This is a genomic window from Alteraurantiacibacter lauratis (assembly GCF_037154155.1).
Lineage (GTDB): Bacteria > Pseudomonadota > Alphaproteobacteria > Sphingomonadales > Sphingomonadaceae > Alteraurantiacibacter > Alteraurantiacibacter lauratis.
The window spans coordinates 41,110-66,841 of record NZ_JBANRN010000003.1 but is presented as its reverse complement, the minus strand read 5'-3'; the positions used below and the strand labels follow the sequence as shown (position 1 = coordinate 66,841).

General features: G+C 65.7%; 18 protein-coding genes and 1 tRNA gene. 14 read left to right on the top strand and 5 right to left on the bottom strand.

What is annotated here, in order from left to right; genetic code table 11:
• Positions 1–217 precede the first annotated feature (217 nt).
• The gene (locus tag WFP39_RS04135; RefSeq protein WP_336917880.1) at positions 218–2,344 is read left to right on the top strand and encodes a transglycosylase domain-containing protein; all 2,127 of its coding nucleotides are present in this window, start codon (positions 218–220) and stop codon (positions 2,342–2,344) included.
• A 93-nt stretch (positions 2,345–2,437) separates the two neighbouring features.
• Here the strand turns inward: WFP39_RS04135 and WFP39_RS04130 are convergent, their stop codons facing one another.
• From WFP39_RS04130 to hflK, 3 genes are all read right to left on the bottom strand, one after another.
• Positions 2,438–3,991, bottom strand: a complete 1,554-nt coding sequence (locus WFP39_RS04130; protein ID WP_336917879.1) for a trypsin-like peptidase domain-containing protein — start codon at positions 3,989–3,991, stop codon at positions 2,438–2,440.
• Positions 3,992–4,166: 175 nt separating this feature from the next.
• Positions 4,167–5,000, bottom strand: a complete 834-nt coding sequence (gene hflC, locus WFP39_RS04125; protein ID WP_336917878.1) for a protease modulator HflC — start codon at positions 4,998–5,000, stop codon at positions 4,167–4,169.
• 1 nt (position 5,001) lies between these two features.
• Entirely contained in the window at positions 5,002–6,204 is a 1,203-nt protein-coding gene (gene hflK, locus WFP39_RS04120) for a protease modulator HflK (protein WP_336917877.1), read from the bottom strand.
• A gap of 185 nt (positions 6,205–6,389) precedes the next feature.
• Here hflK and WFP39_RS04115 point away from each other — a divergent pair, with 185 nt between their 5' ends.
• From WFP39_RS04115 to WFP39_RS04100, 4 genes are read left to right on the top strand one after another with little or no spacing between them, the layout of a single operon-like run.
• Positions 6,390–7,307, top strand: coding sequence for a P-loop NTPase (locus WFP39_RS04115; protein ID WP_336917876.1), 918 nt, complete (start codon positions 6,390–6,392; stop codon positions 7,305–7,307).
• Between the two features lie 38 nt (positions 7,308–7,345).
• Entirely contained in the window at positions 7,346–9,763 is a 2,418-nt protein-coding gene (locus WFP39_RS04110; protein ID WP_336917875.1) for a molybdopterin cofactor-binding domain-containing protein, read from the top strand.
• A gap of 40 nt (positions 9,764–9,803) precedes the next feature.
• A complete protein-coding gene (gene hemH / locus WFP39_RS04105; protein ID WP_336917874.1) occupies positions 9,804–10,844 on the top strand; it encodes a ferrochelatase in 1,041 nt (346 codons plus the stop codon).
• A complete protein-coding gene (locus WFP39_RS04100; RefSeq protein WP_336917873.1) occupies positions 10,841–11,425 on the top strand; it encodes a hypothetical protein in 585 nt (194 codons plus the stop codon). Before hemH ends, WFP39_RS04100 begins: the two co-directional genes overlap by 4 nt.
• On the opposite strand, the gene WFP39_RS04095 is transcribed toward WFP39_RS04100, so the two are convergent.
• Positions 11,422–11,580 (bottom strand): DUF1674 domain-containing protein, encoded by a 159-nt coding sequence (locus tag WFP39_RS04095; protein WP_336917872.1) that lies wholly within the window; start codon positions 11,578–11,580, stop codon positions 11,422–11,424. The two genes, WFP39_RS04100 and WFP39_RS04095, sit on opposite strands and share 4 nt — an antisense overlap.
• Before the next feature lie 55 nt (positions 11,581–11,635).
• Between WFP39_RS04095 and WFP39_RS04090 the strand changes: the two genes are divergently transcribed.
• Positions 11,636–12,868, top strand: a complete 1,233-nt coding sequence (locus WFP39_RS04090; protein ID WP_336917871.1) for an RsmB/NOP family class I SAM-dependent RNA methyltransferase — start codon at positions 11,636–11,638, stop codon at positions 12,866–12,868.
• A gap of 58 nt (positions 12,869–12,926) precedes the next feature.
• Positions 12,927–14,063 carry a hypothetical protein gene (locus WFP39_RS04085; protein ID WP_336917870.1) on the top strand — a complete coding sequence of 379 codons (1,137 nt, stop codon included), beginning with the start codon at positions 12,927–12,929 and terminating at the stop codon, positions 14,061–14,063.
• Between the two features lie 7 nt (positions 14,064–14,070).
• On the opposite strand, the gene msrA is transcribed toward WFP39_RS04085, so the two are convergent.
• Positions 14,071–14,607: a peptide-methionine (S)-S-oxide reductase MsrA gene (gene msrA / locus WFP39_RS04080; RefSeq protein WP_336917869.1), complete on the bottom strand. Its 537-nt coding sequence runs from the start codon at positions 14,605–14,607 to the stop codon at positions 14,071–14,073.
• 127 nt (positions 14,608–14,734) lie between these two features.
• On the opposite strand from msrA, the gene WFP39_RS04075 reads away from it, so the two are divergent.
• The 7 genes from WFP39_RS04075 to WFP39_RS04045 all read left to right on the top strand — a co-directional run bounded on the left by WFP39_RS04075 (position 14,735) and on the right by WFP39_RS04045 (position 25,651).
• Positions 14,735–15,571, top strand: coding sequence for a class I SAM-dependent methyltransferase (locus tag WFP39_RS04075; RefSeq protein WP_336917868.1), 837 nt, complete (start codon positions 14,735–14,737; stop codon positions 15,569–15,571).
• Between the two features lie 48 nt (positions 15,572–15,619).
• Positions 15,620–16,495 carry an N-carbamoylputrescine amidase gene (aguB, locus tag WFP39_RS04070; protein WP_336917867.1) on the top strand — a complete coding sequence of 292 codons (876 nt, stop codon included), beginning with the start codon at positions 15,620–15,622 and terminating at the stop codon, positions 16,493–16,495.
• 68 nt (positions 16,496–16,563) lie between these two features.
• Positions 16,564–16,992: a 2-amino-4-hydroxy-6-hydroxymethyldihydropteridine diphosphokinase gene (gene folK / locus WFP39_RS04065; protein ID WP_336917866.1), complete on the top strand. Its 429-nt coding sequence runs from the start codon at positions 16,564–16,566 to the stop codon at positions 16,990–16,992.
• A gap of 17 nt (positions 16,993–17,009) precedes the next feature.
• Positions 17,010–17,085 (top strand) — tRNA-Lys (locus WFP39_RS04060).
• 81 nt (positions 17,086–17,166) lie between these two features.
• The gene (locus WFP39_RS04055) at positions 17,167–19,284 is read left to right on the top strand and encodes a glycoside hydrolase family 43 protein (RefSeq protein WP_336917865.1); all 2,118 of its coding nucleotides are present in this window, start codon (positions 17,167–17,169) and stop codon (positions 19,282–19,284) included.
• Positions 19,285–19,418: 134 nt separating this feature from the next.
• Positions 19,419–20,720 (top strand): surface lipoprotein assembly modifier, encoded by a 1,302-nt coding sequence (locus WFP39_RS04050; protein WP_336917864.1) that lies wholly within the window; start codon positions 19,419–19,421, stop codon positions 20,718–20,720.
• 32 nt (positions 20,721–20,752) lie between these two features.
• Entirely contained in the window at positions 20,753–25,651 is a 4,899-nt protein-coding gene (locus WFP39_RS04045) for a hypothetical protein (RefSeq protein WP_336917863.1), read from the top strand.
• Positions 25,652–25,732: the final 81 nt, after the last annotated feature.

Below are 25,732 nucleotides of genomic sequence, written 5' to 3'. Positions count from 1 at the left end.
TGATGCCGTGCGGAGGGCAATTTTGCGTCCGGCCGATGCAGGGCTTGTGTTGCAGGTTAGCCGCCCACACGGTAATGGCGGGCCTTGTCAGGATTGGGAAAAGGCATCGCCTGTTAACCGCAGGTTATCCTTGTCTCATGCAAGCGGGCAGGATCGACGCGGCTTTACGGGCGCGGCAGGCCCGCCGCTTTGCCGATAAAGGGTGACCAAGAGGCACATGGCCAGCAGGCGGGGCGCAAGCTCCAGATCGTCGCAAAACCGCAAGGGAAAGCCCGCGTCCGTCGGGTGGAAAGCCTTTGCCCGGCGCTGGATAGGCAGGCTGGCGATAACGGGCGGTGCGCTGGGCGCGCTGGCCGCGATTGCGATTGGCACGGCGGTATTTTTTGCCGCGCGCGAAATGCCCTCCTTTGCTGCCTTGATGAGCAGCCAGAACGGCCAGTCGATCATCGTGCGGGCGCGTGACGGCAGCGAGATCGTGGCGCTTGGCCCCTCCTATGGGGAATGGCTGGGGCAGGACGAAATCCCGCAGGTGATGAAGGACGCGATGATCAGCGTGGAGGATCACCGCTTCTACTCGCATTTCGGGATCGATCCGCTGGGGCTGGCCCGTGCGGTCTACAACGCCTTTTCCGAAGACCGGCAGGTGTCCGCCACATCCACCATCACGCAGCAATTGGCACGCAATGTGTTCCTCAATTCGAACCGCTCGCTCGACCGCAAGCTGAACGAGGCGATTCTGGCCATGGCGCTGGAATGGAACTTTTCCAAGGAACAGATCCTCGAACTCTATCTCAACAAGGTTTATTTCGGCGGCGGCGCCTATGGCATCGATTCCGCCAGCCGCCGCTTTTTCTCCCATTCGGCGCGCGAACTGACGCTGGAAGAGGCTGCGATCATCGCCGGGCTGGTGAAGGCGCCCAGCCGCTATTCCCCCACTGCCGACATTGAAGCTGCGGTAAGCCGCGCCAATGTGGTGGTGGCGCAGATGGTGAAATACGGCGATCTCGACCCGGCGCTGGCGCGCGATGTCGATGTCTCGACCGTGAAGCTGCGGCGCGAGGCCGGGCAGAATTCGATCCGTTATTTCACCGACTGGGTGCTGCCGCAGCTCGATCTGCTGCTGCCCAGCGGCAGTTTCGAACCGATCGAGGTGTGGACCACGATCGACCCCGGCCTGCAGGCGGCCGCTGACAGCGCGATCCGTTCGAATGTCCCAGCGGGTGCGCAAGGCGCGCTGGTCAGCCTTGACCGCGACGGCGCAATCCTGGCGATGGTGGGCGGCACCGATTATGTCGCCAGCAATTACAACCGCGCCACCACCGCGCTGCGTCAGCCGGGATCGGCGTGGAAGCTCTTCGTCTATCTCGCCGCGCTGGAAGCCGGCTATACGCCCGGCACCGGCGTGCGTGACGAGGCGGTCACGATCAACGGCTGGAGTCCGCGCAATTCCAACGGCCGCTTCACCGGCGATATCGATGTGCGCACCGCCTTTGCCTATTCGGTGAACACGGTGGCGGCGCAATTGGGCAACGAAGTCGGCTTTTCCAACGTGGCCAGTATGGCGCGGCGGTTTGGCATCACCACACCAATCAACACACAGCCTGCAATGGTGCTGGGCAGTTCGGAAGTGCGTCTGCTCGACATGACACGCGCCTTTGCCGCCGTGGCTGCGCGCGGGCAGTCGGTCGAACCTTATGGCATTGTGCGCGTGACCACGGCCGATGGCGAGGAGCTTTACCGCCATCGCAATGCCCCGCAACTGACACTGGTGCCCGATTACGTGGCAGCGGGGATCACCGACCTGTTGCAGACCGCGGTCAACACCGGCACGGGCCGCGCGGCGCAGATCGGGCGGCCCGTGGCGGGCAAGACCGGCACCACCAGCGACAACAAGGATGGATGGTTCGTGGGCTTTTCGTCCGGCATAACCACCGGTGTGTGGATGGGCCGGGATGACAACCGCGCCGTCCCCGGCCTGCAAGGCGGCACTGCGCCCGCGCGCGCCTTTGCTGCCTATATGCGCCGTGCGGTGCAGGGTCGCCCGGTGGAGGAATTCGATACCGAGCTGAAACTGCCCGATTGGCAACTGGAAGATCCGGACGCCTATTACGGCGAGTATGACGACTATTACTATATCGACGAACGCGGCAATCTGATCGAGCCACAGCGGCAGGGCAGCAGTCCGTCGGGGCCGGGCGATCCGCCCATGGACCGGGTGCCGGCACCGCGCCGCGACAGCGTGGAAGGCATGGGCCTTCCCGGCAATGCGCCGCCTTCCGCGCCGCCGGCGGCGAATGACGACTTCCTTGAGCAGGCGACTGGTGGCCCTGTCAGACGGCCCTGATATGGCTTTGCGTTAGATGTGCAAGCAAAAGGGCCGCGCCCTGATCGGGGGCGGCCCTTTGCGTTGGGACAGGCGCGACAGCCTGCCTTCGGTTCAGTTCCCCCGGCGCAGGCGCACCGGAACCGTGCGTTCAGGCTGGCCGCGTCCGCCGATGCGCAGCAGCACAGCCTCGCGCCCTTCACCCTGCGCGGCGCGTACCTGCGCTTCGAGTTCGGCCGGAGTAGCGACCGCGCGGCCGTTGGCGGTAAAGATCACCGTGCCGCGCGCGAGGCCTTTTTGCGCCGCATCCGAACCCGGATCGACCGCGGCCACGACCACGCCCACCGTGTTCTGCGGCAACCCCAGCTGCCGGGCAATCTGCGGGGTGATGGCCAGCACCTGCACACCCATCACCTGTTCCAGCACGCCGCTCTGCTTGGCTGGATCGAGCTCGCCCTGACCTTCGGCATCGGTATCGAAGCCCTGCGCCTGCGAGCGCAGTTCCTCCTCGCTGGGACGGCGGCCCACGGTCACCGTGGTTCGGCGGCGTTCCCCGTCGCGGATATATTCCACCGGCACGCGCGTGCCGGGGCGGATATTCGCAACGATATAGGACAGGCTGCGGTTGCGGGTGATTTCCTCGTTGTTGACCGAAATCACCACGTCGCCTGCGCGCAGACCTGCTGCCTCGGCTGCCTGGCCCGGCTGCACGCTCTGGATGAATTCGCCGCTGTTTTCCGGGATTCCCAAGGCGGCGGCAAAGTCGCGGTCGACCGGATTGATCTGCACACCCAGGAAGCCGCGCTCGATCGTCTGGCCGTTGATGAGCTGCTGCACGATCGGCTGCGCGTCCTCTGCCGGGATGGCAAGGCCAATGCCGACATTGCCGCCCGAAGGCGAAAGGATGGCGTTGTTGATGCCGATCACATTGCCCGCCATATCGAACAGCGGGCCGCCCGAATTGCCGCGGTTGATGCTGGCATCGGTCTGGATATAGCGGTCAAACGCGCCGCGGCTGCCGGTGGAGCGGTAGACGGCGGAAATGATCCCCGCGGTCACCGTGCCATCGAGGCCGAACGGGTTGCCGATCGCAATCACCCAGTCGCCCACGCGCGCCCGGCTCGAATCGCCAAAGCGCACAAAGGGGAAGGGCTGGCTGCGGTTGATCTTGAGCACGGCGAGATCGCTCTGCTCGTCCGTGCCCACCAACGTCGCCTCGTAAGGCGTGCCGTCCGACAGCGTGACCGTGATCGATTCCAGCCGCGCGCGCCCATCGGGGCGCACCACGTGGTTGTTGGTGACGACATAGCCATCGGCCGACACGATGAAGCCCGATCCCAGCGACTGCGCCTCGCGCGTTTGCGGGGTGCCGCCGCCGCGATTGCCGAACAGGTCGGCAAAGGGCGTGCCGGCAAAGGGGTTGACGTTTTCGATGGTGATGCGCTGGCGGGTGGAGATGTTCACCACCGCCGGCATCAGCACCTCGGTCAGGTCGGCAAAGCTCGATGGCGCGCCTGCCACCGGCACCGATCGGCCTGTCAGAAGCTCGTTCTGCGCCACTTGCGCCCCTGCGGGGTGACCGGTGGCGAGCGAAATGGCAGCCCCGCCGATCAGCAGGGCCGAAGTGATGCCGTAGGAAAGTCGCACTGGCTTCACGTCCTTGTTCATCCTTGTTGTCTGCCTCTGCAATGCCGTTTGGCTGTTGCAGCGGAATGCCTGTCCCAGGCGCCTGTTCCAGCCCAAATCACCTGAACGGGCTTTGAACGACAAATGTAGTCGTCAGCTGGGCACACGTGCAAGCGCCGGGTGGATGTTGCCGGAAGGGCCGGACGCGAACGCCGCGTCAGCCACCCCGGAAACGGCGGAGATATTCGTTGTCGGGCGAAAGGATGATCGAACTTTCGCCTTCGCCTGTTTCAAAGGTGCGGCGGTACGACTGCATCGCCCGGTAGAAGTCGTAGAATTCGGGATCCTTGCCATAGGCATCGGCATAGATGCGCGCGGCGGCAGCTTCGGCTTGCGAGCGAATGATCTGCGCGTCGCGGCGGCTGCCCGCGCGGATCGTTTCGGCTTCTTCCTGACGGTCCGATTCCATGCGTGCAAAGGCGGCTTCCAGCGGCGTGCCTTCGGGAAGGTCGGCCCGCTTGATCCGCACATCGAGCACCTGTGCGCCATAGGTGCGTGCCTGCCGGTCGAGCGCGTCGCGGATATTGGTCATGGCATTGCCGCGCTCAGGCGTCAGCAGGCTGGCAAAGGTGCGACGGCCCAGTTCCTGCCGCAGCGCGGAGTTGAGAATCGGCAGCAGGGCCGAGCGCAATTGCTGTTCGGTGCCGGCGCGCTCCACCATCAGAACGGGGTCGATAATGCGGAAGCGGGCATAGGCGTCGACCACCAGGCGCTGCTGGTCCACCGCCAGCACTTCCTCGCGCTCCATGTCGAGGTCGAGCACGCGGCGGTCGACCATCTGGATGCGTTCATACAGCGGGATACGCCAGTAAATGCCCGCGCCCGTCTGGCCAAAGGGCTGGTTAGGATCGAAGCGGTTGATCGTATAGACCGGCTCCCCCGCGCGGATCTTCACGCCCTGCATGGTTTCCGGAACGATCACGACACTGCTGAGCAGGGCGACGACGAGCACACCCAGCGCGATCAGCGAATTCTTGTGCGTTTCCCACATCTTACTGTCCTCCCGTCACGGGCGCAGCCGGGGCAGCGGCAGCGGCTGCGCTGGCGGCCGCGCGGCGGCGCAGTTCAGGCAGCGGCAGATAGGGGGTCACACCCGTTGCTTCGACGATTGTCTTGTCGGTGTTGGCGAGGACGTTTTCCATGGTTTCGTAATAGAGGCGGCGCCGGGTCACTTCGGGAGCCAGGCGGTACTCCTCGTAAATGTTGTTGAATGCGGTCGCATCCCCCTGTGCCTGCGCCAGCAATTGCTGTTCATACCGGCGCGCATCGTTAAGGTTGCGCTCGGCGTTCTGGCGCGCGGCGAGAACATCGTTGAAGGCCTCGATCACCTGCGAGGGCGCGTCGGTGCGGGCGATTTCGACGCCCTGCACCTGTATGCCGGCACGGAAAGCGTCGAGAATACCCTGCATATTGCGGCGCACCTGCCCTTCAATGGTGGCGCGGCCTTCACCCGTCAGCACGGTGTCGAGATCCTGTTCGGCCACGGCCGCACGCATCGCCGCCTCGCCCACTTCGAGCAGCGTCTCGTTCGGGTCGGACAGCTGGAACCGGTACAACGCGAGGTCAGAGATGTTCCAGCGGATAAGATAGGACAGATTCACCAGGTTCTGGTCGGCCGTCAGGATCAGCTTTTCCTCGTTCCCGGCAGGAATCCGCTCGATCCGGATTTCGCTGACATTTTCCACATCCACCACGTGGATCGGCCAGGGCATGGTGAAATTGGTGCCGGGATTGAGCGTATGGCTGAAACGCCCGCCCAGCCATGTCACCACCGCCTGTTCGCGCGGCTGAATGAAGTGAACGCTTGAGACAAACAGCCACACCGCCGCAACCGCGCCCAGCGCCAGCGGCAGCCAACTGCCTCCGCCGGGGCGCTGCGGCATACGGAAATTGGGACCGCGCGGGCCACCGCCTCCTGAACGACGCGGGCCTTCGGGGCCGCGCTGCTTGAACAGATCCTCGATCGAGGCGGAACGGCGCGGCGGCTGTCCATCAGCCGGGCCTTCGCTGCCGCCGCCGGGAAGCCAGGGATTGCGCGGGCCGCGCGGCGGCTTGCCTTCGCCCTTCAGCCCTTCGCCGGAGCCGCCTGCAGAACCGGGCTTGCCACTCGCCCCTGCCTCAGGTTCAGAACCATCCTTGCCGCCATCGTTTCCGCCACTGCCGGAACCGCCCCATGGGTTTCGCTTGCCGGCCATTGCCAGTGCGATCCTTTCGATCAATCCGCCTGTTCTCTCCATGCCAACTTGTATAGGGGGCAAATCGGCAAAAAACAGGGGAAGGCGCGCAATTTTCGCTGCGTATTGCGCGAACAAGGGCTAGCAGGGGCGCCATGACAAGCGCAGATGATATTCGCCAGGCTTTGCCACCTGAACTTTCGTCCATGGTCCGCTCGGTTCGCTTTGCCGATGGTGTCGCCACGATCATCGCTGATGCCGGCGGGCTGGGCCGCAGCGCGGCGGCACAATTGCAGAAGGAACTGGAAACCGCCGCCAGCGCGGTGCCGGGCGTTGCCGAGGTGCGCGTGGGCCTGATGGCGGACAAGCCCAAGCGCCGCATCGTGGCGGTGGGTTCGGGCAAGGGCGGGGTGGGCAAATCCACGCTGACCGCCAATCTGGCCGTGGCGCTGGTGGGCATGGGCCGCAAGGTGGGCGTGGTGGATGCCGATATCTACGGCCCCAGCCAGGTCATGCTGCTCGATCCGGCGCGCGGTCGCCCTCGCGCCGAGGGCAAGACGCTGATCCCGGTGGAATGCGAATTCGGCGTGCGGCTGCTCTCGATGGCGCAGCTGATCGAAGGCGGCAAGGCGATTGCCTGGCGCGGCCCGATGGTGGGGCAGGCGCTGACGCAGATGATGGAGGCCGACTGGGGCGATGCCGATCTCATTCTGGTCGATCTGCCGCCGGGCACGGGCGATGTGCAACTGACCATGCTGCAGAAGTTCAAGCCCGATGGCGCGGTGATCGTCACAACGCCGCAGGATCTGGCGCTGATCGACGCGACCCGTGCGATCGACCTGTTTTCGCAGGCGCAGATCCCCGTGGTGGGGATTGTCGAGAACATGGCAGGCTATATCTGCCCGCACTGCGGCGAAGGCAGCGATCCGTTCGGGCGCGGCGGGGCAGAGGCGGCGGCGCGGGCGCTGGGCCATGCGTTCCTCGGCCGCGTCCCGCTCGACATGGCGATCCGGGTGGCTAGCGATACGGGCCAGCCGCCGGCCGCCAACGATAGCGAGCAGGGCCGCAATTTTGCCGGCATTGCGCAAAAGCTTACCGAATGGCTCGACAGGCCGGCGGGTTGAGCGGCACCTAAAGGCACCGAAGCGATAGGGAGCAGGCGGTGAAGCTGACACGGCGGGGCGTATTGACCGGGGTGGCGCTGGGCGGCGGGCTGCTGGTGGCGTTCGCCCTACTGCCGCGCCGGTTCGACAACCCGCTCGACCCGCTGGCGGGCGAGACGGTGTTCGATGTCTGGCTCAAAATCGGCGATGACGGTGTCATCACCGTGGCGGTGCCGCAGATCGAAATGGGGCAGGGCATTACCACGCTGTTACCGCAGGTGGTGGCGATGGAACTGGGCGCGGATTGGCGGCAGATGGCGGTGGAGCCGGCGCCTGTCAGCGGCGCCTATGCCAATCTGCCGCTCGCGGCGCGATGGGCTCCCTTGCGCGAATTGGCAATCCCCATGCTGAGCGACGAGGCGGACGATCTGCTGCTGCGCCGCTGGGCGGAAACCAACGCCTTTACCGCCACGGCGGATGGCACCAGCATGGCCGCCTATGAACTGCCGTGCCGCATCGCCGCCGCGTCTGCCCGCGCCATGCTGCAGATGGCAGCGTCCGCGCGCTGGGGCGTGGCGTGGGAGGAGTGCGAGGCTGCGGGCGGTTTTGTCATTCACGGCGAAAACCGCCTGACCTTTGCCGAACTCGCGGCGGAGGCTGCCGGATTTGATCCGCCTGACCCGCCGCCCTTGCGCCCCGATCCGCCGCGCGATCCGGCCCTTGTCCCGGCCAGTGACAACGGGCAGGAGCCGGACAACGAGGACCATTCGACCGGCTACCCCCGCCTCGACCTGCCATCCAAGGTGGACGGGTCTTGGCTGTTCACCGCCGATGTGCGCCTGCCCGATCTGGTCTATGCCGCGATCCGCCACGGCCCGCAGACCGAGGCCGAGCTGGTGGGTTACGATCTGGAGCGGATTGCGGGCGTCCCCGGCCTTGTTGGCGTGGTGCGCGGCAAACGCTGGCTGGCCGTCGCCGCGACCGATTGGTGGAACGCCGAACGGGCGCTGACCGCGATGAACCCGCGCTTTGCCGCCTCGCGCGTGGTGCGCAGCGAACGGCTGACCGCCAGCCTCGATGATGGCGTGCGGCGGGGCACCGGACAGCTGATCGCGCAGCGCGGGGCAGGCGATGACGGCTTTGCCCCTACCATGGCCCTGCGGTTCGACATCGCGCCCGCCGTCCACGCCACCATCGAGACGACCAGCGTCACCGCGCGGCTGACCGGGGGCAAGCTGGAATTGTGGATGGCCAGCCAGTTTCCCGAAGCCGCCCGCCTTGCAGCGGCCCGCGCCATCGGCCTCTCCACCGCCGATGTCGTGCTCTACCCGATGCCCGCAGGCGGCAGTTTCGACCGGCGGCTGGAACACGACCAGGCGATAGAGGCCGCGCTGATCGCGCGCGAATTGGGGCGGCCGGTGCAACTGGTCTGGTCGCGCGCAGAGGAACAGGCCGCGCTTTACCCCCGCGCCCCGGCGGCGATTCTGGCAGGGGCGCAGTTGACCGGCGACGGGCGCATCGCTGCTCTGCGGTTGCGCGTGGCAACCCCGCCTGCCGCGCTGGAACTTGGCCGCCGCCTGTTCGCCAACCTGACAAGCTGGGCCGCCAAGGATGCGGTAGCGGGCCGGGCCGATCCGCTGGCGATGGAAGGGATCGATCCGCCCTACGCCATCTCCAATCTGGCCGCCTATCACATACCGGTGGACTTGCCGCTGCCGGCCGGGCGGATGCGCGGTGGCGGCGATGCGGTCACATGCTTTGCCATCGAAAGCGTGGTCAACGAAGCGGCGCTGCGCGGCCAGCATGAAGCGATGGGTTACCGCATTGCCATGCTGGGCGGCGATCCCGCGCTGGTCGATTGCCTGCAGCGCGCCGCGCGGCTGGCGGGCTGGGAAGGCGGCGCACCCGGCACGGGACAAGGCATCGCCTGCCACCGCATGACCCGCGCGGGCGCCACGGGCCGTATCGCGGTTGTCGCCACTGCCGGCAGCGGCGAGCGGGGCATCGGGGTGAGCGAGATTGCGGTGGCCGTCAATATCGGCCGCGTGGTCAACCGCGATATCGCCATCCAGCAAATCGAGGGCGGTGTCATCTTCGCACTGGGGCTCGCACTGGGCTGTGCCACCGGATACGACGAAGGCCGCCCTACCACTGCGCGGCTGGCCGATCTCAAGCTTCCATCGCTGGCCGATTGTCCGCGCATCGTGATCGATCTGGTGGAGAGCGAGGAGGACAGCTTCGATCCGGGCGAAATCGGCGTGCCTGCGGTCGCCCCGGCAATAGCCGCCGCGCTGCAATCGGCCACGGGCCTTACATTCCGCACCCTGCCCTTCGACCTGTCGCGCGCCATGCAGGCCGCACCCGCGGCCACTGGCCCTGCGGCAACCGATCCGGCCATGCCCAGCGCCACCACGGCGGAGCAGTTGGACAGCATCCAGCCCGATGCCGGAGGCGATGCGGGCATGGCCGACCAATAGACCCCTTGCGCACCGATCACCTTTCGGCAAGGCAGCCGCAATGACCTGGCAACCCCAATCGCTCCCCGCCGATCACCCTTCTGTCGCCAGCGGCAGAGTGGGCGTGCTGATCGTCAACCTCGGCACGCCCGCCGCGCCCACCACCTCTGCCGTGCGCCGCTATCTGGCCGAATTCCTGTCCGACCGGCGCGTGGTCGAAATCCCGGCAATTATCTGGCAGCCGATCCTGCGCGGCATCATCCTCAATGTCCGCCCGAAAAAGAGCGCGCATGCCTACAGCCAGGTGTGGACCGAGGACGGATCGCCGCTGGCCGCGATTACCATGCGGCAGGCCGAGGCGCTGGCCGAGAGGCTGGCGGGCGAGGGCGTGGTGGTCGATTGGGCAATGCGCTATGGCGAACCGTCGATCCCGCGCCAGTTGCAGGCGATGATGGACAAGGGCTGCGAACGGATCGTGCTCGCCCCGCTTTACCCGCAATATTCGGGCGCGACTACGGCCACGGTGATGGACAAGGCCGCCGACGCGCTGCGTGCAATGCGCTGGCAGGCATCCTTGCGCGTGATGCCGCCTTATCATGACGAGCCGCTGCACATCGCTGCGCTGGCCGAGGATATCGGCGCGCAATTGGATGCGCTGGATTTCGAACCCGAAGTGCTGCTGCTCTCCTTCCACGGCATGCCCAAACGCACGCTGGAACTGGGCGATCCCTATCACTGCCATTGCATGAAGACCGCGCGCCTGCTGGGTGATGCCTTGCGGGCCAGCGGCATGCGACCTGCCATGCGGCTGCGCACCACGTTCCAGAGCCGGTTTGGCCCCGCCAAATGGCTTGAGCCCGCCACCGACACGGTGATTGCCGAGGAAGCGGCGAACGGCACCAGGCGCCTTGCCATTGCCGCGCCGGGCTTTTCCGCCGATTGCCTCGAAACGCTGGAGGAGCTGGCGATCCGCGGGCGCGAGCAATTCGTGGACGAATGCGGCGGCGAGCACTTTGCCGCGCTCTCCTGCCTCAACGACAAGCCGGTGGGCATCGACATGCTCGAAGCGCTGATCCGGCGCGAGCTGGCGGGCTGGATTTGACCGAATATCTGATCCTGTTCGCGGTTGTCTTTGCCATCAACCTGATGCCCGCCTTCGGGCCGCCGACATGGTCGGTGATTGTGCTGTTTGGCATCAATTCCAACCTGCCCTTGTGGGGACTGGTGCCGGTGGCGGCGCTGGCGTCTTCGTCGGGGCGTTATCTGCTGGCGCTTGGCTTCCGCTTTTTCGCGGGCAGACTGTCGGACAAGACGCGTGCCAACCTCGCCGCTGCGCGCGCGGCGTTTGAACGGCAGAAGCATGGCGGATTGCTGGCGCTCGTGTTCTTTGCCGTGTCGCCGCTCCCTTCGGCGCAGCAATTCGGCGCGGTGGGGCTGGCGGGGGTGCGCATCCTGCCGTTTACGCTGGCGTTTTTTGCCGGGCGGCTGGTGTCCTACACCTTCTATGCCGGATCGGCGCAATATCTGGTGGCGCATACCAGCCTGGGCGACGCGTTTCGCGAGACGCTGACCAGCCCGGCCAGCATTGCGATTCAGGTGGCGATGCTGGCGGCATTGGTGGCGCTGGCCAAGGTCGATTGGGTGAAAATGTTCGGCCCGGCGGATCAGGGGAAGAAAGATTAGAAATCGATCGCGATGCCGTTCTTTTCCCAGTCGCCATAGCGGGTGGGGGATAGTTCTTCGTCATTCGTGGCCGGAGCCGGTGCGGGCGCGGGATCGCTGGTCCAGTGGGCGGGCTTTACGAAGGCTTTGGGCCGCTTGGTTGCGCGCTTGGTCATGGCTCCAAACATGGCGGCACTGGCGCGGATTGGCAATGCGGCTTAATGGCCGGGGATGACCGATACCGCAGGATTTCCCGCCCGCCGCGCCGCTCTGCGTTTGATGGACGCCGTGCTGCGCCGGGGCGAAACGCTGGAACAGGCTGCGCCCGGTGCCTTGCGCGGGATTGAGCGGAGCGATGATCGTGCGCTGGCCCGTGCGATTGCGGGGGAGGCCTTGCGCTGGCTGGTCGATCTCGACGCGCTGATCGACACGGCTACGCGGCAAAGGCTGGCTGATGATGCCAAGGTGCGCACCGTGCTGCGCCTGATGCTGGCGCAGACCTTGCGGCTCGATACCCCGCCGCATGCGGTGGTGGCAACGTGCCTGCCACTGCTCGACGGCGGGCCGCGAAGGCTGGCGCATGGCGTGTTCTCCACCCTGTCGAAAAGGCGCGTGACATTGCCCGATGCACCGACCTTGCCCGATGCCGTGCATATGCGCTGGGGCGCGCTGGCGGATCAGATCGCCCCCGCACTGGCCGCACCGCCGCCGCTGGACCTGACGTTGAAAGATGCCGCCACCACGCAGGAATGGGCGGATCGGCTGGGCGGCATATCGCTGATGCCGGGCCATGTGCGGCTGGCGCGCGGGCAGGCGGTGGAAACGCTCGAAGGTTTTGGCGAAGGCGCGTGGTGGGTGCAGGATCTGGCCGCCAGCCTGCCCGCCCGCCTGCTGGGGCCGGGCAAAGGGCGCAGCGTGCTCGACCTGTGCAGCGCGCCGGGCGGCAAGACGCTACAACTGGCTGCAAATGGCTGGCGCGTCACCTCGCTCGACATGAGCGCAAAGCGGCTGGAACGCCTCCACGAAAATCTCGCCCGCACCGGGCTTGTTGCCGATGTGATCGAGGCGGACGCCTTGCAGTGGCAACCGAAGCTGCCGTTCGATGCCGTGCTGCTCGACGCGCCATGCACCGCCACGGGGACCTGCCGCCGCCACCCGGACGTGCTGCACCGCATTGGCCCGCGCCAGATTGCCGAGATGGCCGAATTGCAGGCGAAACTGCTCGACCGGGCTCAGCGCTGGCTCGTCCCCGGCGGGCGGCTGGTTTACGCCACCTGTTCGCTGGAAGAGGCGGAAGGGGAGGATCAGGCGGCGCGCATTACCCTCACCCCCGATCTGATCCGGGCGGAGGAATTGCCCCGCGGCCTTGCCCCCACTTCTCAAGGCTGGCTGCGCACGCATCCGGGCCTGTTGCCGGAGGCGGGCGGGCTCGACGGCTTCTTCATTGCGCGATTCGTGCGTTAAGCGCGCGGTAACCATAAACCGAAAGCCTATCGGCACCATATCGCCCTAGGCTTTGCCCATGGCCCTTGCTCAACGCCTTGAAATTGCGGATCACGAAGCGCTGCTTTCGGCGGGCCATTTCGCTGATGGACCTTATGGCAGCCTGCTGGGCGGCCGCATGGGCAAGCCGAAGAAAAGGCCCGTCCTCGTGCTTGATCCCGATGAACTGGCCGAGGCGCAGATCGCCATGGCGATGGGCGGGGCGCAGATCATGGAAGAGGCGGGCGATCCGCTGGCGGCCGAACGCCGCGCGGTGCCGTCCATGTTGCTGGGTCTCGCCCCGATAGATGCCGAGGATGATTGGGAGCCCGAACCCGCGCTTGCCCTTGAAGCCGGTCCGGCTTTTGCGGAGGATTACGAGGAAGCCGCAGCCGACGACGAATGGGCAGATGAGGCGGAAACGGAATCCGATACCGGGCCTGTCGCCGGACTGAACAATCTTGCGCCATGGCCCGACGCCGACGATGCCGCTTTCATGGCCCCTGGCTCTGAGTTTGACTCTGAGCCTTCCGACGATTCCATCCCCTCGATCGAGGAGCAATTGGCGCGGATGCGGCATCTGACCGCGTCGCGCGTGCCGCAAGCGCAGCCGCTGCTTGCATCTGCCGCGCTGCCTGTTCCCCTGGCCTGCGAGCCTGAACCCGAACCGCAGCCCGACTCCGGACCCCATTCTGAGGCAGTTCCCCCTGCTCCGACCATGCCGGAAACTCCGCACTCTTCCCCGGTAGAGCACGTGTCGTCCATCGAACGGCTGGGCGATATATGGCATCCTGTGGCACCGCCGCCTGCCCTGTCCGCGCCGATCCCGTTGCCCGATCCCGGCATTGCCTGGAAACAGCCGGAAAGGGTCGAGGCCGCCGGGGCGGATGTGGAGGAGCCGGTGTTCGACCTGCCGGTGGAAGCCGTGCTGGACGAGCCGGCGCCTGCCATGGCGCCTGCGCCCTTCCCGATGAACGACATGGCGGACGCGGCTGACGGCCCTGATCTCGCGTGGATGATGCCGCCCGAACCGCGGCAGCTCAACATCGTGGACGGCCCCCACAATTCGCTGCGCGCGCGCCTGCTGCGCGAAGAAGCCGAGGCGGCAGAAGAAGCCGCACCTTCGCTGTGGGATCGCCTGCGCGAATGGGTGGCTGGCCTGCTGTCGCGCAGGTAAGCAAAGCCTAGCTCTTTACCTTTTCCGCAAAGCTCTTGCGCAGTTTCATCAGCTTGGGCGGGATCACCGCCAGGCAATAGGGGTTCCGCTGGCCTTCGCCATACCAGTATCCTTGGTGATAATCTTCCGCCGGATACCAGGTGGCCGGGCCTTCAATCGTAGTGACCGCCTTCCTGCCGGGATTCTCCTCATTCCAGCGGGCAATCGCGGCCTCGGCCTCGGCGCGTTGCGCATCGTCCAGCGGGAAGATCGCGCTGCGGTATTGCGTGCCCACATCATTGCCCTGGCGGTTCAATTGCGTGGGATCATGCGTGCCCATGAACATGTCGTAGATGTCCGCCAGCGAGACCGCGTCCGGATCGAAGGTCACGCGCACCGCCTCGGCATGGCCGGTCACACCGGTGCACACCTGCTTGTATGTGGGATCGGCCACGTGCCCGCCAATATAGCCGCTTTCAACCCGGCTGACGCCGGCCACGTCGTTGAACACCGCCTCGGTACACCAGAAGCATCCGCCCGCGACGATTGCCTGACTGCTTGCCATTTTCTTGTCTCCTTGACGCCCCAAATGGTAACGAAAGACCTGCTTGTCATCCACCGCCTTCGGGCTAGGTTGTGGCCATATCCCCCCAGGTTGATGGAGTAGGCCCATGCGAATTTCCGCCGCTTTGATGACTGCCTGCGCGCTTGCGCTTTCCGCCCCTGCCGCTGCGCAAGCGCCTTCGGCTGCGCATCATCATCACCCGGCCAATCCGGCGCTGGCAGACGCGTTGGCAAGCCCCATCCGCGACGGCGATCGGGCGCGTGACCGGTGGCGCAATCCGGCCGAAACGCTCACCTTCTTCGGCATCGAGCCGGGAATGACGGTGGTGGATTTCATGCCATCGGGTGGCTGGTTCAGCCGCATCCTGATCCCCTATCTGGGGGCACAGGGCACCTATATCGGCCTCAACCCCAATGTGGGCGAAAGCGGCGGCCCCGGCTTTTTCCAGTCGATGCGCAATACCGCCGAAAACTTCCCCGGTCAGGCCGCCGGCTGGGTGCCGGCGGGCGGCGCGCGGGTGATCGGCGCCAATATCGGCAGCGTTCCGGAAGAGCTGAACGGCACGGTCGACCGCGTGATGATCATGCGCGAGATTCACAATATCCGCCGCTTCGGCTGGTTCCATGATCTGGCCGTGACCCTGCGCGCCCTGCTGAAGGACGATGGCCTCGTGGGCGTGGAACAGCACCGCGCGCGGCCCGACGCGCCCGCCTCCTATGTGCTGGGCGACAACGGCTACCAGCGCGAGCAGGACGTGATTGCGCTGTTTGAGGCCTACGGCTTTGAACTGGTCGCGCGCAGTAATATCAACGCCAACCCGGCCGATCCGGCGAACTGGGAACGCGGCGTGTGGTCATTGCCGCCCAGCTTTGCCGGCGCGCCCGAAGGCAGCGAGGAACGCGCCCGTCGCGCCGCGATTGGCGAGAGCGACCGGATGACGCTGCTGTTCCGCAAGCGGCCCTGATCGCTGGCACAGCTTGAGGTAACAGAGCAGGGCGGCTAAGCGGCTGGCATGACCACGCTGACTGTCGCCGCCCTGCAACTGCCCCTCGGTTCCTGGGACGAGGCGGAGAATATCGCCGCCGTTTCTGCCTTGGTGGAGGAGGCGGCGGCAAAAGGCGCGCAGTTGATCCTGCCGCCCGAACTGTTCTCCTCCCCCTATTTCTGCCGCGAGGAGAAGGACGATTTCTTCGCGCTGGCCAAGCCCTTGGCCGAACACCCCTCGGTTATCGCGATGCAGGCGCTGGCTGCGCGGCTGAACGTCGCCATCCCCACCAGCTTTTTCGAGCGGGACGGGCACCATTACTACAACACGCTGGCGATGATCGGGCCTGATGGGCAGATCATGGGCACCTATCGCAAGAGCCACATTCCCGATGGGCCGGGGTATGAGGAGAAATTCTATTTCCGTCCCGGCAATGACGGGTTCAAGGTATGGGACATTCCCACGCCCACCGGCACGGCGCGCATCGGCATCGGGATCTGCTGGGATCAATGGTATCCCGAAACCGCGCGCTGCCTCGCTCTGCTGGGAGCGCAGGTGCTGCTGTTCCCCACCGCCATCGGTTCCGAACCCAAGGATGCGGGCATGGACACCAGCCGGATGTGGCGCCGCGCAATGATCGGCCATGCGGTATCGAACTGCATGCCGGTGGTTGCCGCCAACCGCATCGGCACCGAAGGCCCGGACGACAGCGGCATCGCCTTTTACGGCCACAGCTTCATCTGCGACGAATGGGGCGATTACCTGGCCGAATACGGCGCTGATGAAACCGGGGTGCTCGTGGCGACGCTCGATCTGGACGCGGCGCGCCGCCACCGTGCCAGCTGGGGCTTTTTCCGCGACCGCCGCCCGCAGCTTTACGGGCGCATTGCGGAGGATATCTGAGCCGCCACCTCTACCTGATCGCGCTGGGATCGAATCAGCGCCATCCGCGGCTTGGGCATCCGCGTGCCGTGCTCAGCGCGGCGGCGCGAATTATCGACGGGCCGCTGGGACAGGTGGTGGCGATGGCGCGGGTGATCGAAACCGCGCCCATCGGCCCCTCCTTGCGCCGCTATGCCAACGGGGCGCTGCTGCTCGAATCGAATCTCGATCCGTTGGACCTGCTCGACGCACTTCAGGCGCTGGAGGCGCAACTGGGGCGCGTGCGGCGAGGGCAGCGTTGGCGTTCGCGCGTAATTGATCTCGATATCGTGCTGTGGTCGGGCGGGGTGGTGGCTTTGCCGCCGCGCCTGATCGTGCCGCATCCGCTGTTTCGTGCACGCAGCTTTGTGCTGCAACCGGCGGCAGCGATTGCGCGCGGCTGGCGCGATCCGCTGACCGGCTTCACGCTGGCGCAGCTATATGCGCGCTTGACCCGGCGCAGGCCCCTGCCTAGGTGACGCCATCCCAAAGGCGTGGGCCCGTAGCTCAGTAGGTAGAGCAGCTGACTTTTAATCAGCGGGTCACAGGTTCGAATCCTGTCGGGCTCACCATATTTGCCTTCTCCACTCGCTCCCCAACCGGCTTGAAATTGTCAGAGTAATAGGCTCTCCTTCGCGCCAAGGAGAGGGCGTGTGCGGTTCTGGCTTGGTATTTTGGCGCTGTTTCTGGTGGTTGTTCCAGCCGCAGCCCAGCACGCGCCGGCGACTGGCTGGACGGCCGATAACGGCAACGGCACCTTCACCAACCCGCTGTTTCAGGACGAGTTTTCGGATCCCGACATCATCCGCGTGGGCGAAGATTATTACATGACCGGCACCACCATGCATATGATGCCGGGCCTGCCGCTGCTGCATTCGCGCGATCTGGTGAACTGGCGGCTGGTGTCCTACGCTTTCGACCGGCTCGACCTTGGGCCCGCCTGGCGGATGGAGCAGGGGCAGGAGATTTACGGGCAGGGCATCTGGGCCCCTTCGCTGCGCTATCACGACGGCACGTTCCACATCTTCGCCAATGTGAACGGGCACGGCCTGCAGCATTTCGCGACGCGCGATCCCGCCGGGCCGTGGACGCACCGCTCCATCCCCGGCGATGCCCACGACATATCGGTGCTGTTCGACGATGACGGGCGCGTCTGGGCGGTCACCGGCTATGACGAGGTGCGCCTGATTGAAATGGAGCGCGACCTGTCAGGCTTTATCCCCGGAACCGAGCGGGTAATCATCCCTGCCGGCAACGCAATGGGCGAGGGGCACCATTTCTACAAGATCGACGGGCGATACTGGATCATCAGCGCCAATTACGCGCCCACCGGCCGGATGCAGGCGGCGCGGGCGGATCGGCTGGACGGCCCGTGGGAAACCGCCGTCATCAGCGCGGGCGAGACGATGGGCACGCAGCGCGGCTGGTGGCTGGCCGATAACGGTCTCGGCAAGCCGCTGCCCGGCCCCGGTGCGGCTTTCGAATTCACGCGGCCAGCCAGCGCCAATGCCCACGGCGCCACCCCGCTGCATCAGGGCGGGCTGGTGCAGCTTCCCAACGGGGATTGGTGGGGCTTCTCGATGATGGATACAGGCGCGATGGGGCGCACCACTTTCCTGTCGCCGGTGCATTGGCAGGATGGCTGGCCCATGTTCGGCCTGCCGGGCAATCCGGGGCGATCCCCGCGTACCTGGGTGAAGCCTGCCACCGGTCACGAACAACCGCCGACCCCCGCATGGGACCGGTATGACACATTCGATGGCCCGGCTCTGCAACCGGTGTGGCAATGGAACCATCACCCGGACGACAGCCGCTGGTCGCTGACCGAACGGCCCGGCTTCCTGCGGCTGCGCCCGCGCCTTGCGCCCGATTTCCTGCGTGCGCGCGGCAGTGTGACGCAGCGCGCTGTGGCACCGCTATCCGAGGCAACCGCACTGCTGGACGCCAGCGGCCTTGCACCGGGCGATATTGCGGGGCTAGGCCTGCTCAACCTGCCGCATGCGACACTCGGCGTCATGCGCGATGGCGATGCCTACGCCCTGCGCCTCTACGATCAGGCGAGCGACACCGAGAGCCATCTCCCGCTGCCCGGCCACTTGGTGCATCTGCGCCTGACTTTCGATGCGCAGGAGGAAGCCGCGCGCTTCAGCTACAGCAGGAACGGCACTGATTTCACGCCGGTTGGCGGGGCAATCCGCACGCCATACCAGCTCAAGACCTTTCAGGGCGTGCGCTTTGCCCTGTTTGCCTATAGCGCGGTTGGCGAAAGCGAAGGCTGGGCCGATTTCGACCACTTCACCGTGACAGAGCCGCTGGCCGATCGCAGCCGCAACCTGCCGCTGGGCCGTGTCATCACGATACACAATCTGGCGGATGAAAGCCTTGCCTGGGCCAATCCGCACGGGATGCTGCACCATGTCAGCGCCGCATCGGACAGCGCGGCGGGCGCTGGTGTGCGTTTCCGTGTGCATGATCGGGGTCTGGGGCGCGTGGCGCTGGAAGCGGTGGAGAGCGGGCGCTTTCTGGCGGTAACGGGTGCGGGGCTTGCCGCCGATGTGCGGCTGATCGCACCCGAAGGCCTGCGCGATGAAAACGCCGTGCTGTTCCAATGGCAGGATATGTTGGGCGGTGAATTCATGCTGCTGTCGCTTGCCACGCACCGTTATATCGGCATCGCGCCCGGCACCGGCGATCCCTATTCCGCCGATCTTGCGGGCGCCGCGCCCGATCGCCGCAATGGCGCGGTGCTGCGCTGGCAATCGGCGGAATAAGCAGCTGCCCCCTACTGCCGTCACGATCCTAACGGGCACTGTCACAGCTTCAACCGGGCTTGTCAGGGGCGGATTTCCCGCATTTGCCATAGGCTTGGCCTCAATTCGATCCTTCGACTTGGGGAACAGGGCTGATGATGTGCAAGATTTGGGTAACTCGCTTTCTGCCGGCGATGGCGGCCTTGCTGGCGGGGGTGGCGGGTTTGCCCGCAGCCGCGCAGCAACAATCGCCTGAAGCAGCGGCGGCAGCCTATGCCGCGCTTGCCCCGCAGGAGGCGGCGCGCGCGGGTGATCCGGAATTTGACTATGCGCTGGGCATCGCCGCGCTCGACAGCGGCAATTACGGCGCGGCGATCATTGCGCTGCAACGCGTGCTGGCCGTGCAGCCCACAAACGCCGCCGCGCGGGCCGAACTGGCGCGCGCCTACGCGCTGGCAGGCGATATCGACACCGCACGCCGCGAATTCGCGACCGTGGTGGACGATCCCAGCCTCCCCGATCCGGTGCGCCAGCGCTTCACCGGCTTTGTCCGCCAGTTTGACCGGCAGATTGCCGGCGGCGGCAGCGATGTGTCGGGCTTCCTCGATGCGCGCGCAGGCCATGATGACAATATCAACGCCGCCACGGATCTCACGCAGATCACCATCCCGCTGTTCTCCTTCCTTGGGCCGGGCCAGTTGGGGCCGGGCGCGCGCGCGCAGAAGGACGAGTTCTACGAGCTGACCGGCGGCGTATCGGGCGTTACCGCCGTATCGCGGCAGGATCGGCTGTTTGCCTCTGTCCTTGGCAGCTGGCGTGACAATTTCGATACCTCCGCTTTCGACACTGCCAGCCTGACGGGCACCGCCGGTTTCGCGCACAGCTTCGCCAACCGCGATGTCCTCTCGCTGTCGGGCCAGGTGCAGCGCTTCTGGCTGGATGGCGATGGCTACCGCAACAGCTATGGCGCGGTGGCGCAATATACCAATGTGCTCAGCCAGGGACGCGCCATCACCGTGTCGGCGCAATATAACCGGCTGGATTTCGACAATCAGCCGCTGCTTGATGCCGATCGGTTTGCGGTCGCATTGGGTTATGTCACACGCAACCTTTCGGCCACGCTGTCCGCCGGCAAGGAAGAAACCCGCCGCCAGGCAGGCGATGCCTATTCCAACTGGTTCGCCAACGCCTCGCTGGGCGGCGAATATCCGCTGACCGAGCGGCTGGCGGTGCAGGGCGGCATCGCCTTCGACATGCGCCGGTATGACGCGGCCGATGTGCTGTTTCTGGTGAAGCGGCATGATGAACGGGTGGACGCGCAGATCGGACTGAAACTGGCGCTGACCGACAGCCTGTTCTTCCAGCCGCGCGCCAGCTTCACGCGCAACTGGAGCAATATCGCCCTTTACGATTACGACCGCTTCACCGTCTCGGCCGGTGTGCGCCTCGAATTCTGATCCCTTTCACGCGACATACGGGAACCAGCATCATGATCCGCCAGACCCTTACCTCCTCGCCCAGCCGCCGCCCGCTGGGGCGCGCCCTGTTTCTTTCCGCCTCGCTGCTGGCGCTGGCCAGCGTTCCGGCGCAGGCCTCCAGCGTGCTCTTCTCCTCGGCCGGGCGCACCCATGTTGCCGAAGGCGAAAGGGTGAACCACGGCCGTGGCCTGTTGCAGTTGCGGCAGGATAATGGCGCCACCCTGTCGTTCAGCGAAGGGGCCGAATTCACCCTGAACACCGACGATTCGGTTTCATTGCACAAGGGCAGCGTGACCGTGGCGGGCGCGGGCGATGTCGTTACGGTCGTGCGGATGCCCGACGGGGTGGAAGGGCGCGTGGGCGGCACCGGCAATGCGGCCAGCTTCACCGTGCAGGAAAACGGCCAGAGCGACGGCCACACGCTGAGCGGGATTGCCACCATCACGCGCGGGCGTGTGCAGCGCAGCTTTGAAGCCGGGCAGATGTGGGCCGCTGCGGGAGGCGGGAATATCCGGCAGGTCGTGGCGCGCGGCAGCCAGCCGCCGGTCGGCGCGGGCCTTGCCAGTGCCGGACAGCCCGACGTGGCAGACCTTGGCGAGGGCGGGCCGCTGGCGGCGGCGGAAAACGGCCTGCCGGTATCGCTGGGCGATGGCCTGGCGGCGGCGGGCGCGGCGTCCGACATCGTGGCGCTGGGCCGCCGGGTCGATGCGGCCAACGGCAATCCGCGCCTCGATACCTATCCGGTGGGTGATCTGGCGCAATTGGTGGCGCTGGCCGCCAATCTGCAAGGCTTCAACGGCGGCAGGCCTTTCCCTGCGGCGCAGGCGGACATCATCCGCACCTATCTGCGCTATCTCGCCAATGGCGGGGCGGGGGCGCAGTTCCTCACCGCCTATGCCGGGTTCCTTTCGCAATATCTCGACCTGATCCGCGCGGGCGGCGTGCCGACGCAATTCACCGGCGCAAGCCAAGCCGATATCAATGCCTTCCTTGCCTATCAGGCCAATCTGGGCCGGCTGGCCGAGCTGTCGGCGCAGAACCGCGCGCTGGCCGAGGCGTATCTGGCTTTCCTTCGGGAAGGCGGCAATCCGAACCTTTTCGCATCCCGCTATACCGATCTCGTCACCGCCTATTTCGCCTTTGTCCGCGGCGGGGGCAATCCCGCCGAATTTGCCGGCGCATCGCAGGAAGTGCTCGACAGCTATATCGCCTTCCTCGCCAGCAGCGGGCTGGCGCAGCAGCTTTCCGAGGAAGACCAGCAGGTGCTGGCCGATTACCTGGCCAGCGGCGGCTTTGCCTTTGCCGAAACCTATGCCGCGGCGCTGGCCAGCTATTTCGAGTATCTCCGCCAAGGCGGGGTGCCCAGTGCATCCTCCACGCTGACCCCGGAGCAGCTGCGCAATTATCTGGAGGCGCTGGACCGGTCGGGGCTGTTCGCGCAGCTTCTGGGCGACAAGGCGGGTTTTTATGCGGCATACCTCGCCCATTTGCAGGGCGGCGGCGCGGTGGATGATTTCGCGCAGCTCAACGCCAATATCTTTGCCGGTTACGCGACGCAACTGAACGCCTATTTCGCATTCCTGGCGGGCGGCGGCCTGCCCTCAGCCTTCACCGGCGATGTCACGCTGCTCAACCAGTATCTCGCCGCGCTCGACGATGCCGATGCGCTGGCGGCGTTTCTGGGAAGCAATGCGGACTTCTTCGCCGATTACCTCGCCTTCCTGCAAAGTGGCGGCGATATTGACCTGTGGGCGGGCCTCAACGCCAATGTGTTTGCCGGATATGCCGCCGCGCTCGATGCCTATTACACCTTCCTTGCGCAGGGCGGGCTGCCCAGCGGCTATACCGCGCTGACGCAGCAGCAGATCGCCGCCTATGTCGCGGCGTTGCAGGCGCAGGGTGCGACGGGCGCTTTCCTGGGCGGGTTGGCCGATTTCTATACCCGTTACCTGGCCTATCTGTCGGGCGGGGGCGACCCGGACCTGTTCACCGGCCTGCCTTCGTTGAACCTGCCCGCTTTTGCGGACGCGCTCAACGCCTATGCCGCCTTCCTGGCCGGAGGCGGTCTGCCAAGCGATTACGATGCGGCATCGCTGAATGTGCTGGCGATCTACCTCGACGCGATCGGCCGTTCTGGGGAACTGGCCGCGCTGCTGGGCGGCAATGCGGATTTGCTGGAGGCTTATTTCGCCTTCCTGGCAGGCGGCGGCAGCGCCAATCTGTTTGCGGGCCTGCCTGTCTATCAGACCTACGCCAGCGCCTTGCAGGCCTATTTCGCCTTTCTCGACGCGGGAGGCCTTCCGGGCGATTACACCGCGCTCACTGCCAGCCAGATCCGTGACTATCTGGCCGCTCTGAACGCGGCGGGCGGCTTTGCGGCGCAATTGGGCAGTCTGTCCGATTTCTTCACTGCCTATTTCGCGCATATTTCTGCAGGCGGGCTGCCCGGCACATTCTCCGGCCTGCCGGTTTACCAGAGCTATGTTGCGGCGCTGAACGAGTACTACGCCTTCCTGTCAGCCGGCGGCCTGCCGGGCGATTACACCGCGCTGCCATTGGCGACGCTGCAATCCTATCTGTCGGCGCTCAACGCAGCGGGAGGATTTGGTGCCTATTCCAGCCTCAACACCTTCTTTGCCGATTACTTCGCCTTTGTGAGCAATGGCGGCAACCCGGCCAATTTTGCCGGCCTGCCGATCTATCAGGATTATGTGGCCGCGCTGAACGCCTATTACGCCTTCCTGGCGGCGGGCGGCTTGCCGGGCGATTACACCGCGCTGACGCAAGAGCAGATCGAAGCCTATCTGGCGGCGCTTTCGGGCGTGGCTGGCGGGTTTGGCAGCTTTGCGGGCCTGAACAGCTTCTTCGCGCAATATTATGCCTTCATTCAGGGCGGAGGGGATCCGGCGGATTTCACCGGCCTGCCGGTCTATGCCGATTATCTGGCGGCGATCAGCGCGTTTTACGCCTATCTGGCGGGCGGAGGGCTGCCCAGCGGCTATACCGCGCTGACGCAGGCGCAGATCGAGGCCTATCTGGCGATTCTCGACGCGTTGGGCCTGCTGGCGGCCAATTTCCAGGGCGCGGCGCTCGATTTCTGGACCAGTTACCTTGCCTTCCTGACTGGCGGCGGGATTCCCGATGATTTCACTGGCTTCCCCGTGGGCGGGCCGGTTCAGATCGCCAATGGCCATACTTGGATTTCCGACCCCAACGGCATCGGCGTCGGCGCGACGACCAGCGTGGACGTGGCAGCCAACGGCGTGATCGGCCAGATTTCCTATGCCAGCAGCGCGATCCGCAATTTCGCTTCCGACGGCAATTTCACCGCGATGGAATCGGGCAAGATCGGCAGCGATGTCGCCTGGTCGCGGTTCGCGCGGCCAAGCGGCACCATCTATTCCAACTGGAACAGCCATGTGCTGACCGGCACCGTGCCGACCAACCTGCCCACCACGGGCAAGGTCGATTACATCCTTGTCGGCGGCACATCGCCCACCAACCAGCAGGGGGCCGCAGGCTCTGTCGGTTCGTTTGAAGGATCGCTGGCGGTGAGTTACGGTACGCCGCCGCGCGTCGGGTTCGAGATGGATGTCTATATGGACAACCGCGGCTGGAGCGCGGCGACCACGGGCGGATCGGCCAGCCCTCAGCTTGGCGGGTTCCAGCTCAACACCACCACAGGCCGCTTTGAAGGCGGGATGGAGACGACGGGCATTCTGGGCGCGGCCTGCGCGGTTGAGTGTTCCAGCTATGTGCGCGGCGGTCTGTTCGGCGATGGCGGGGCAAGCGCAGGCCTCGTCTATACCGTCAGCGACACGAATGCGCAGATCACCGGCATCGCGATTTTCGGGACCAGCGGAATTGAGCTGGACAGCCTCGGCACGCGGCCCGACCTGCCGAGCGGTGGCGGTATGCTGACCGGCTATACCGGCGGGTTCGATCCGCTCAACCCCAAGATCTTCTTCCGCACCACGCTGGCGCTTCCGGGCGGTAGCACGGCAGGTAGCGAATCGGGATTTGATGCAACGGCCTACACGCTCGACGCCAATGGCGGGCTATTGTCCTACACCCGCACCGGGGGCACCACGCGCACAAGGGGAACGACGAGCCAGACCGATGTGTTCGGTAATACCGATGTGCTGATCGGGCGCTGGACCAACGGCACCAATACCGGCGGAAATCCGTTCACGCTGAACGCCAACCAGGGCTTCCATTATGTGATGACCCGTCCCGTGGCAGACGGCTTTGTGCTGCCAGCATCGGGCGTGATCCATTACGACCTGCTGGCCGCGACGCAACCGACCATCGTCGATGGCAGCGTGGCTCCTGGCACCTTTACCGGGGACATGGCAATCGTGCTGGGTGCGCAGAACCGCATCGCGATGGAAGCCACGGTCACCGTGCCGGGCCTGTCGCTGCAATATGGCACCCTTGGCGGCATCGCCAATCCGCAGTTGTCGCAAACCAATCTGACGGTGAATCCCAATTTGACCTTGCAGTTCTTCATTCCCGGCGTCGGCGGCAACGCCAATTGCGCGTCCGACACCTGCTATCTGTGGGGCAATGGGGCGTTTGGCGGGGATGCCGATACGCTGGGCTTCAGCTACGGCGCCTATCACGCCGGCGGCAATGCCAAGACAGTGATCGGCGCGGCGATCTTCGGCAACGGAACGCTCTCGGGCGGCAGCAGCGGTAGCGGCCAAGGCAGCCAGTCGCTGCAATCGGCTGGAACCGCGCCTGCGGAATGGAATCGCTGGGACAGCGCGCCAGCGGCAGCGTCCGCCGCGGGTCCGGCCGAATTTGTTGCGCCGGGCCTGGAACAGATCGCCGGCAGCGGCATTCTTTACTCGGCCGACCAACGCGCCCAGCTTGAAGCCTATATGGCGCGGCAGGGCGGCGCCCGGTGAGACGCGACGGCGGGGCCCTGTGCAAACGGGTCCCGCACCAGAAAGGCCCGCCGGGTTTGCGACCCCCCGGCGGGCCTTTTT

Excerpts from the sequence above, each read along its gene's own strand:
- WFP39_RS04075 (WP_336917868.1), top strand. The coding sequence starts at position 14,735 with ATGACTGCCTGCGCGCTTGCGCTTTCCGCCCCTGCCGCTGCGCAAGCG.
- WFP39_RS04115 (WP_336917876.1), top strand. The coding sequence starts at position 6,390 with ATGGTCCGCTCGGTTCGCTTTGCCGATGGTGTCGCCACGATCATCGCT.
- WFP39_RS04045 (WP_336917863.1), top strand. The coding sequence starts at position 20,753 with ATGATCCGCCAGACCCTTACCTCCTCGCCCAGCCGCCGCCCGCTGGGG.
- hflK (WP_336917877.1), bottom strand. The coding sequence starts at position 6,204 with ATGGCCGGCAAGCGAAACCCATGGGGCGGTTCCGGCAGTGGCGGAAAC.
- WFP39_RS04090 (WP_336917871.1), top strand. The coding sequence starts at position 11,636 with ATGACCGATACCGCAGGATTTCCCGCCCGCCGCGCCGCTCTGCGTTTG.
- aguB (WP_336917867.1), top strand. The coding sequence starts at position 15,620 with ATGACCACGCTGACTGTCGCCGCCCTGCAACTGCCCCTCGGTTCCTGG.
- WFP39_RS04050 (WP_336917864.1), top strand. The coding sequence starts at position 19,419 with ATGATGTGCAAGATTTGGGTAACTCGCTTTCTGCCGGCGATGGCGGCC.
- WFP39_RS04095 (WP_336917872.1), bottom strand. The coding sequence starts at position 11,580 with ATGACCAAGCGCGCAACCAAGCGGCCCAAAGCCTTCGTAAAGCCCGCC.
- WFP39_RS04085 (WP_336917870.1), top strand. The coding sequence starts at position 12,927 with ATGGCCCTTGCTCAACGCCTTGAAATTGCGGATCACGAAGCGCTGCTT.
- hemH (WP_336917874.1), top strand. The coding sequence starts at position 9,804 with ATGACCTGGCAACCCCAATCGCTCCCCGCCGATCACCCTTCTGTCGCC.
- WFP39_RS04130 (WP_336917879.1), bottom strand. The coding sequence starts at position 3,991 with ATGAACAAGGACGTGAAGCCAGTGCGACTTTCCTACGGCATCACTTCG.
- WFP39_RS04135 (WP_336917880.1), top strand. The coding sequence starts at position 218 with ATGGCCAGCAGGCGGGGCGCAAGCTCCAGATCGTCGCAAAACCGCAAG.
- msrA (WP_336917869.1), bottom strand. The coding sequence starts at position 14,607 with ATGGCAAGCAGTCAGGCAATCGTCGCGGGCGGATGCTTCTGGTGTACC.
- hflC (WP_336917878.1), bottom strand. The coding sequence starts at position 5,000 with ATGTGGGAAACGCACAAGAATTCGCTGATCGCGCTGGGTGTGCTCGTC.